This is a genomic window from Anaplasma bovis (assembly GCF_036903315.1).
GTDB classification, from domain to species: domain Bacteria; phylum Pseudomonadota; class Alphaproteobacteria; order Rickettsiales; family Anaplasmataceae; genus Anaplasma; species Anaplasma bovis.
The window spans coordinates 1-8115 of sequence record NZ_JAWLNY010000046.1 but is presented as its reverse complement, the minus strand read 5'-3'; the positions used below and the strand labels follow the sequence as shown (position 1 = coordinate 8115).

The 8115-nt window shown below is 42.7% G+C and carries 3 protein-coding genes; all 3 read left to right on the top strand.

From position 1 onward, the window contains the following. A partial coding sequence (locus R4I06_RS03840) for a hypothetical protein (protein ID WP_334414236.1) occupies nucleotides 1–4061 on the top strand: 4061 nt, incomplete at its 5' end. 281 nt (nucleotides 4062–4342) lie between these two features. After that, nucleotides 4343–6649, top strand: a complete 2307-nt coding sequence (locus R4I06_RS03835) for a hypothetical protein (RefSeq protein ID WP_334414235.1) — start codon at nucleotides 4343–4345, stop codon at nucleotides 6647–6649. A gap of 567 nt (nucleotides 6650–7216) precedes the next feature. After that, nucleotides 7217–8115, top strand: an 899-nt coding sequence (locus R4I06_RS03830; protein ID WP_334414234.1) for a hypothetical protein, incomplete at its 3' end; no start/stop codon positions are given.

Below are 8115 nucleotides of genomic sequence, written 5' to 3'. Positions count from 1 at the left end.
TGCCTGATGCTTCAAGGGGGATACCTAGTACGTCCGCTCAACAAGATTTGCGGGTGTCTGTGTCTGACCACAAAAACATGGGGCGCATAGATTTGCCACAGGGATTTGTAACCGTTTATTCCAGGGGAGTTAGCCTTAAAGACATTCTGGTAAACCGAGTTCGAGTATACATGAAGGTAGATAGAAAAGACCTTGTGTCGAACGTATATGTTGAGAGAAGGATCAAGGAATCAATTCAGGAGAATCGGCTAAAGATTGTACACAACAGATTGGAAGATTCATTCCACGTATGTCTAGGTTCTGATAGGCTAGAAATAAAGCACTTATATATCTTTACTAAGGGACAAGAACCTTCCTCCAAGGATCTAAAGGTCATTCTTGGTTCCATGGCACCCGAACATGCACTTGTGCAGATGCTATATGAATTCCACGAAGATGTGCACCCTTCAGCGGCATGCTATAGTAGGGTATCATCGTACGTAGACAATGAATGTACTGTTGAATTGTGCTGCAACGTTACCCTTGCATGTTCTGCTCATAACTTACTGAGCTGCGTTTTGATGTCACACCCAGAGCTAAACGCCAGAAACTGGAAGTATGACATGGTACTGCAATACATAGAACATTACTTTGATATGCGTCAAAGTATGCGTAGAGGCGATAGTAAAGCAGAGCGTGAATATGCTAAAAAGTATGTAGGGGGACTGATGGACGACCTTGCAACTCATGGCAAAGAGCTTGTTAGTCTGGTGAGCAACGGTCTACTACCTGATGAATACAATAATTCTTTAACATTGCTTACAAAAAGGAAAAGCGAGTCTTCTGACAGAAGCCGACTGCAAACTGGTGTTCAGCGGAATGTTTTGCTCATGCTATACGGTCTATATGCACCGGGTGGTGAGCTATTTTATACCCCAATACGCAGTCAAACAGATGGGCTTGTCTGTGCATATGTTGGTGAAAGTAAAATAAGACGCGGTATAACAATACGTGCACTACAATATGTATATTCTGCTGTTCGCGAAAATCCTGATATATCCTATGCAGAAATAGATGAAAATGCGCCATACCTGTGTGCTCAGCTTCCAGGACTAATAAAGGCTTCCTATGCCTTGATAAGCGCTTGTATATTACCTAGGGCACAGGTATTTCCTGGTGACTCATTATATCCACTTCATCTCGTAAGTGGGTACACTTCAAAGTTATTAGAGAAAAGTGAATGTGATGTATATCCCGGTGTTAGTTATGCGCAGAGCATGTTTAGTCATGCTTCTAACATAACAAGCACAGACGAGGACAAGGCCTTTGCTATCAAAGTATGCACTACGGACTCTGTATTATCTCGGCGTTATATAAATGCCAAAAGTAGGGATAAATCAAGAGAGGAACTTATAGCATACCTTCAACAGGGTTCCAGTAATGAAAAAGCATTCTCTTATAAGTTGCTCCGTGAATTCATAGGAGATCTTGAAACAACGGGCCTTGAAGCCGCTGTGATAAATAGCTTTGTTTTTGAGATTAACACAGAACTGCAAAAAGCACAGCACTGCCTTGAGGTGTTCTTTAGTACAGATATTTACCATTCTAGAAGTACTTCGTATCTCAATGGTATCCTCCGTTCAGCAGGACTGTACGGGTTTGCGTTCCTAAATAGTGTCGTCAAACAAAGAATGAAATTTAATTATGTCGTTCCACAAACGACATCCGTGACTTTCAAAGCTTCTGAAAAATTTAAGGGAAGCAATGAGGTAGCCATGGTACCAGTGACCAGTATAATGCCGCAAAGAGAAAGCGTCGCTGCTATGCTGCGAAAGGGCATTGAGAGCGTACAGGACTTCTTTGTCAAACCGCATACTGGGATTGAATTGTCTCAGAATGAATCGAAGTATGACGGAGGCAATGCTGAGGCAATCGCTTCATCAGAGAGCGTAATAGTTGGCACATTTGCTGTTCAAGGTGCAGCGCCTGGTGTTGTTTCTGCTGGTGATCAAGGCTTACAAAATGATCCTCACATAGAAATGGGCGTAGAGCTTTCACAAGGAGGTGAGGAAGTTGTTTTGGTACCTCAAACTGCAGATGAATCTAGCCGCAGTGCCGAGGATAGTGCCGAGAGTGCCAATGTATCTGCAAATGCAAGCAGTGCGCGAAGCGATACGAGAAGTGATATAAGTAGAAGTCCTGTTGTTGCAGGAACAAGTGAGAGGAGACAAGCTGTAACAAATGATCGCGAAGCTTCTCCAGTAGAATTCGTTGGATCATGGCAGCCGCATAGTGGTGTAGGTTGTGTATCTCTCAGTGTTGAGCGTAGTGGTAATGCGGTCAAGCATAGAGCAGAGAAAAACGTTCAAAATACAGCCAAGAGCCAACAAAAAGCTACAGTTGTGGGAGCTGCTTCGGAGAATGCACAAGAAAGTAATCTACATACATTTACTGTGTTTTTCAGTGTTGATGGTGCAGGTATTCGAGGTCTATCTCCTAAAGATAATCACTCCGCAGCGGCGCAGTTTTCTGTTAAAAAATCGGATAGGGGTGATACTTTACACTGCAGCATTGGCGGTAATAATATCTCCATAGCACATAAGGATCAGAAACCCATTGCTCTCTTGTTTAGTGGAGACAGAAAAGGTATACCACCTAACGATAACATGCCATTTTCGAATACATTACGTTTTGTATTTCAGTCAAATATCCCCAAGGGTGTTATTGTGGCTGATGGGTGCTCCAGTATTTCAGTAGCCAAGAAAGGCCGGAGAGGTATTGCATTTTCATATAATGCTGTTGAAGAGGTCAGTAGCTCAAGTCTTTTTGAATATGCGGTATGTCTAGAAAATGCTCACAAAAGCAAAATGTGGTGGCGATATGACTTTCTTACATGCTACTTGCAATATCATGATGCATGCAAACGCGTTCAGGGCGCGACGAGTGCACTACATCACGATATGAACTTGTATAGACACTTCTTTAGAAACATTCTGCAGGATAAAGCTTTACCGGCAACTTGCAGGTCCATGCTAAGTGAAAATATTTCTTTGTCGCGAAAAATGAAGGATGTGGATGCAAGAGCAGAAGGTACTTCTCTTCCTGTCATTGCTATGCTGTATGGGTTCTCATGTACTAGTTCCACGTTTCATACAGATAAGTACGAAAATCCTAGATCCTACAAGACATTTAATGCTGCTCTTATGCGTACGTTTCTGACAAATTCTAAGTTCAGACACGCTGTAATTTCATCTGGTATTCTACATGCTTCAAAGGCATCTAATATGGGAGATCCGCGCGAATTTGAGTGCTCAAGAGAAGAAATTTTCCCTATTTTTGCAAGGAGGACTCCATACTTGTCAGATAGTATTCATGCGGTTATTGGAATTACAAAGGGTTGGAATAGTGATCCAACTAAGGATTCTCAGCATATCTTGTATCCTTTACATTCTGTGGGAGCCTTTGCATCATCGCAGTTTATTGCAAGCAATGCTATGACTTTGGATGCGGAATATCGGGAGCTTGTTATGAATGCGCACATGAGGGCTAAAGATCATCCGGAAGCTTTTTATGCATTTTTCCTGAGTGCTTCTGTGTTGACCCCAAGGCAGGCGCGATCTGAGAGATTAGGAGTAATAAGCGATAGCATTGGTGTATTGAAAAATACTGTACACCTAGATGAATTGATAAGAGCATGTGAAGATGGAAGGCACTCTGAAGTAATTGAGCAGATTAAACAGTATCTGTCACATGGTGTGAGAGCGTATAGGGCACTTATATCGTTCGCTGTTGCAGACCATATTATGCGCTTTTATCAAGCAGATAGCCTGGGTGCGGATTTTATGATGAATGAGTCAGCGCACGAGAAGATATTCATTGAGAATTTCAGAGAATTCGTGCAGTGCGAGCGCGTTCTTATAGATTCAGGAAATCTTGTTGGGTGCGTACCGCATTCTTTACGTAGGGTTCGTGATATGGTTCCCGAAAATTATTCCGGTGTGTATGCCTCATGCTCAGAGAAAAGAAACGAGACTCTGATCAAGAGTGTTGTGGGAACAGGTCAATCCTCAATTGATAGGTAGCCTAAATCGCTCAAGTGCCCTCAGTATACCTTTGGGCACTTGATGCACCGATGATAATCATGGTAGCATGAGAAGGGTCGGTACTTTCTGTGTTCCTTTATTTGTAAGGCCTAGCATCCTTCTTGAAACGATGTAAGGGATCTCCAATTTTTATTACGATTTTGTTACAAGACGACCGGCCAATAGGTACTGATTATACTTGTGGCTTGTGTGCTCATACCTGTTAGAGTATGTGTCTTACGAGCTTGCTAACAACCGTGGATTGTCGCCGGAGGGTGAATATGGGTAGTGCGAAGATTCCCACTATGGATTCAGATTTTGTTGCAAAGAAGCGCCGCGCGAGTTCTTCTCCTATCGGAAATGTTGAATTACTTCTGTGCGTTGGCATGTGTGTGGGCATTGTGTCAGCATATATCCTATTGAAAAAAGAACGCCCCGAATGGATTCTTATTGCCGCAGCAGTTGTTGGATGTTTTGTAGCTGCAGTGCTAGTAGCATACGCTGTTATTGCGGGGACTGTATCAGCTACAGCAAAAATCTCTGTTAAGCACAATAAAGAGGAAAGTGTTGAGAGTGCTAAATACATAGAGATGGAGTCTTTATGTAGTGGTAGTAAGTCTACATTTGAAGACTCTGTAAAAGAAAACGATGGGCATAGCGCAGACTGCGTATCGTGTATGCCTAATTCAGCATCGGAGTTAATCCCGGGTAGGTATGCTGATATTGTTGGAAGAGTAGATGTGCGCCAAGAATACGGGATAGATAGTCGTTACAGCGCTGTAGTCGCAAGTCTTGCGGCAGGGCAGGCACTTAAGGCTCAAGGTATGCAAAAGGCTTCTGAGGTGCCTGTAAATTCCTCTAGTGAAAGTGATAATAAGGATGGAAACGGAAAGAAGTCGACTGATAGGGGATCGTGCATAGTATACGGGAAGATAAGGGAAGCTTGTAGCCATATCATATGTAGCATAAAGGAAGGTGCCGCAGGGTCATTAGATGACATTGTAAGAGAGTGGAAAAGTGGGCGTATACATTTAACCCGTGACCGCAACAATGGGAAGATTATACTAAGTGTAGGTGGAAAATATGTGGATGAATACATATTGACCACACATACGGGCGGTGATCCTTTTCCTGTTCTCAGTAGCGGAGTTCACATTATATATAGGGTAAGATTTCAAGAAGAGTTCAAGCTACTGAGAGGAAGTAGTGTTCATTTAGCTGACGCTAGGGGCATTTCTTACAACACGGGTGAGGATACAGCAGCCAGGTATAGTTTCTTTTGTAAGGTGAATGCTATGCTGAATTATGACAGCCTGGTGAAGTTAATGTTTTCCCAGGAATCTCAGAAAAATGGCAATATGCAGAAACTTTTCCTCTTATACCTGGGGTTTTATTATGAAGCTTTGAAGGGATATATCAAGATCGAGAGTAGCTTCTCGGAAGACGTGGTTACTGTTCAGGCTGGTTTTACAGATACGTATCTTGGTGCAGTTTTTGCGAAGGATATAAAAAGTCATGGGAATGAATTTGATGTTGCTATCGAAAAGTGTCGTGAACTCGGTGGTCGCGCACGTCAACTATGTGACTTTTTACAGGCTGTTCAGGGGAAAATACCTGATACCTTTATTACCCCTGATACCAGTAGATCGGAGATGTTGTTTGCCTGCATGAGTTGTATTTATGCGTTGACGTGTTCTTATTCTGACGATGGGTACTTTGTAAAAAATCCTAGCACAGTAATAAGGAGGTTGTTATTTTTCGTCTTCTTCAACTCGCAGCCTTTAAGAGAAGCACTTGTTCTACAGGCTATAGCTGATGAGGTATGGTATATTAAGAAAAATGAGCGTCGCGAACAGTCGTTTCTAAGTAGTGTTATCAAAAACCTGCAGGAGAGTACCAGTGTTCTTATGCGCATACTGCTTAAGCCTAATGGAAATCATAAAGATGAGATGAAGGAGGTATATGGAGATAATGCTGAAGGTGTGGGAAAGGGTATAGTCGCTGCTCTCTTACTTAACAAGAGTACTGGCATAAATGTTGATGGTGTTGAAGGAAAAACAATTGGAAGCGATAACGCCGACTACGTTTTGTGTCTTGAGCACTATAAGGCAAGAAAGGGACTATGTCAGAATTTGGTTGTTGACAAGGTATGTGGTGGTGAACCCGGAGATGCGTTCAAACTATTGAGTAGCGCAACAGAAGAGCTAGTTCCATATGCGGTTGTAGATACGATTGTCGGTCTTTCAGAGAAATATGGAACAGACATTGTATTTACAGATAGTACCGATATTGATCAGTATGTTGCGCGCTTATACGCACTAAAGTCTGATCGCATTGTAGACTTTCTTGGGCCATGCAAAAGCGCTGTTGCGGGCAGAGAGTTATTCGGAAGCATAATGAAGGTAGAAGTACAGGGCGTCGTCAGTCCCGAAGAAAGTAGTATTGCTTCAGTCACGGCCAAGCAAGAGCTCTTGCAGTGCGAGGAAAAGGAAAGTGGCACCAGTGTATCTAGCGACTTATGCGCTGTAGATGTCTCCCCCGGGGGGGGGTATTGCTCCCGCGCAGGGGTCGACAGTGCCCCACCTTAGTTGAGACTTATAGCGCTGGGTCATAGTAAATGCGCCGTGTGGCGCGTTGTGTCCACCGGTTTTCTCGCTTTTGGAGGACGCGATTCTTTGTTCTTCTACTATGCGCCGGGGCGCTTTCTTCTTGTGTGCCGCAAGTATTGTTCACTTTTGTTTCATGTTTGCGGTGCCCTAGTCTTCAAGGTGTGAATTTCTTTAAATTCCATAAGTATCTACTAGATGATTTAGTAGCCACGTCACATTGAGCATAAATGGAGGCACTACAGGGTCATTAGATGACATTGTAAGAGAGTGGGGAAGGTGGCGTATACATTTAACCCGTGACTGAGACAATGGAAATATTATACTAAGTGTAGGTGGAAGGTACGTGGATAAATGCGTATTTACCACATATACGGTTGGCGATCCTTTCCCTGAGCTCATTGTCGGGGTTCGCGTTATATAGGGTAAGATTTCAAGAAGAGTTCCGAGCTACGGGGCAAGTAGTGTTCTTTCAGCTTATTCTTGGCTATTTCTTACGGCATTGATAAGGAGATAACAGGGTAGAGTTTCTTTTGTAAGGTGAGTGCTATGTTGAATTATGACAGCCTGGTTGAGTTAATGTTTTCCCAGGAATCTCAGAAAAGTGGCAATATGCAGAAACTTTTCCTCTTATACCTGGAGTTTTACTATGAAGCTTTGAAAGAATATATCGAAATTGAGAGTAGTTTTTCAGGAGACGTCATTACTGTTAAGAATGGTTTTGCAGATACAAGTCTTGGTGTAGTCTTTGCGAGGGATATAAAAAGTCATAAGGATAAGTTTGATGTTGCTATTGACAAGTGTTATGAACTCGGTGATCGGGCACGTAAGCTGTGTGACTTTTTTCAGGCTATTCGGGGGAAAATGCCCGCTAACTTTACTGCTCCTAATATTAGTACTAGCACAGCGAAGATGTTATTTGCCTGTATGAGTTGTATTTATGCGGTGACGTGTTCTTACTCTGATAATGGGCACTTTGTCGAAAATCCTAGCACGGCGACGAAAATGTTGTTATTTTTCGTCTTCTTCAATTCGCAGCCTTTAAGAGAAGCACTAGTTCTGCAGGCTATGGCCGATGAAGCATGGTATATTAAGAAAAATGAGCGTCGCGAACAGTCATTCCTGAGTAGTGTTATAAAAAACCTACAAGAGAGCACAGGTGTTCTTATGCGCATACTACTTGAACCTAATGGAAAGCGTGGCGATAAGATAAAAGCGGAGTGTAAAAGTGTAGGAGATGTTGCAAAAGATATAGCTGCGGCTCTGCTACTTGAAAAAGATCATGGTATTGATGTTGGCGATGTTATGATCGAAGATAAAGGCGGTGGTCGAGCAGAGTATGTTGTGCGTCACAAGCATTATAATGCTAGAAGGGATGTGTGGCAGAATTTGATTATTGACCTTGTGTATGGATGTGAGCACGGAAATGCGTCTTATCTAAAAGATGA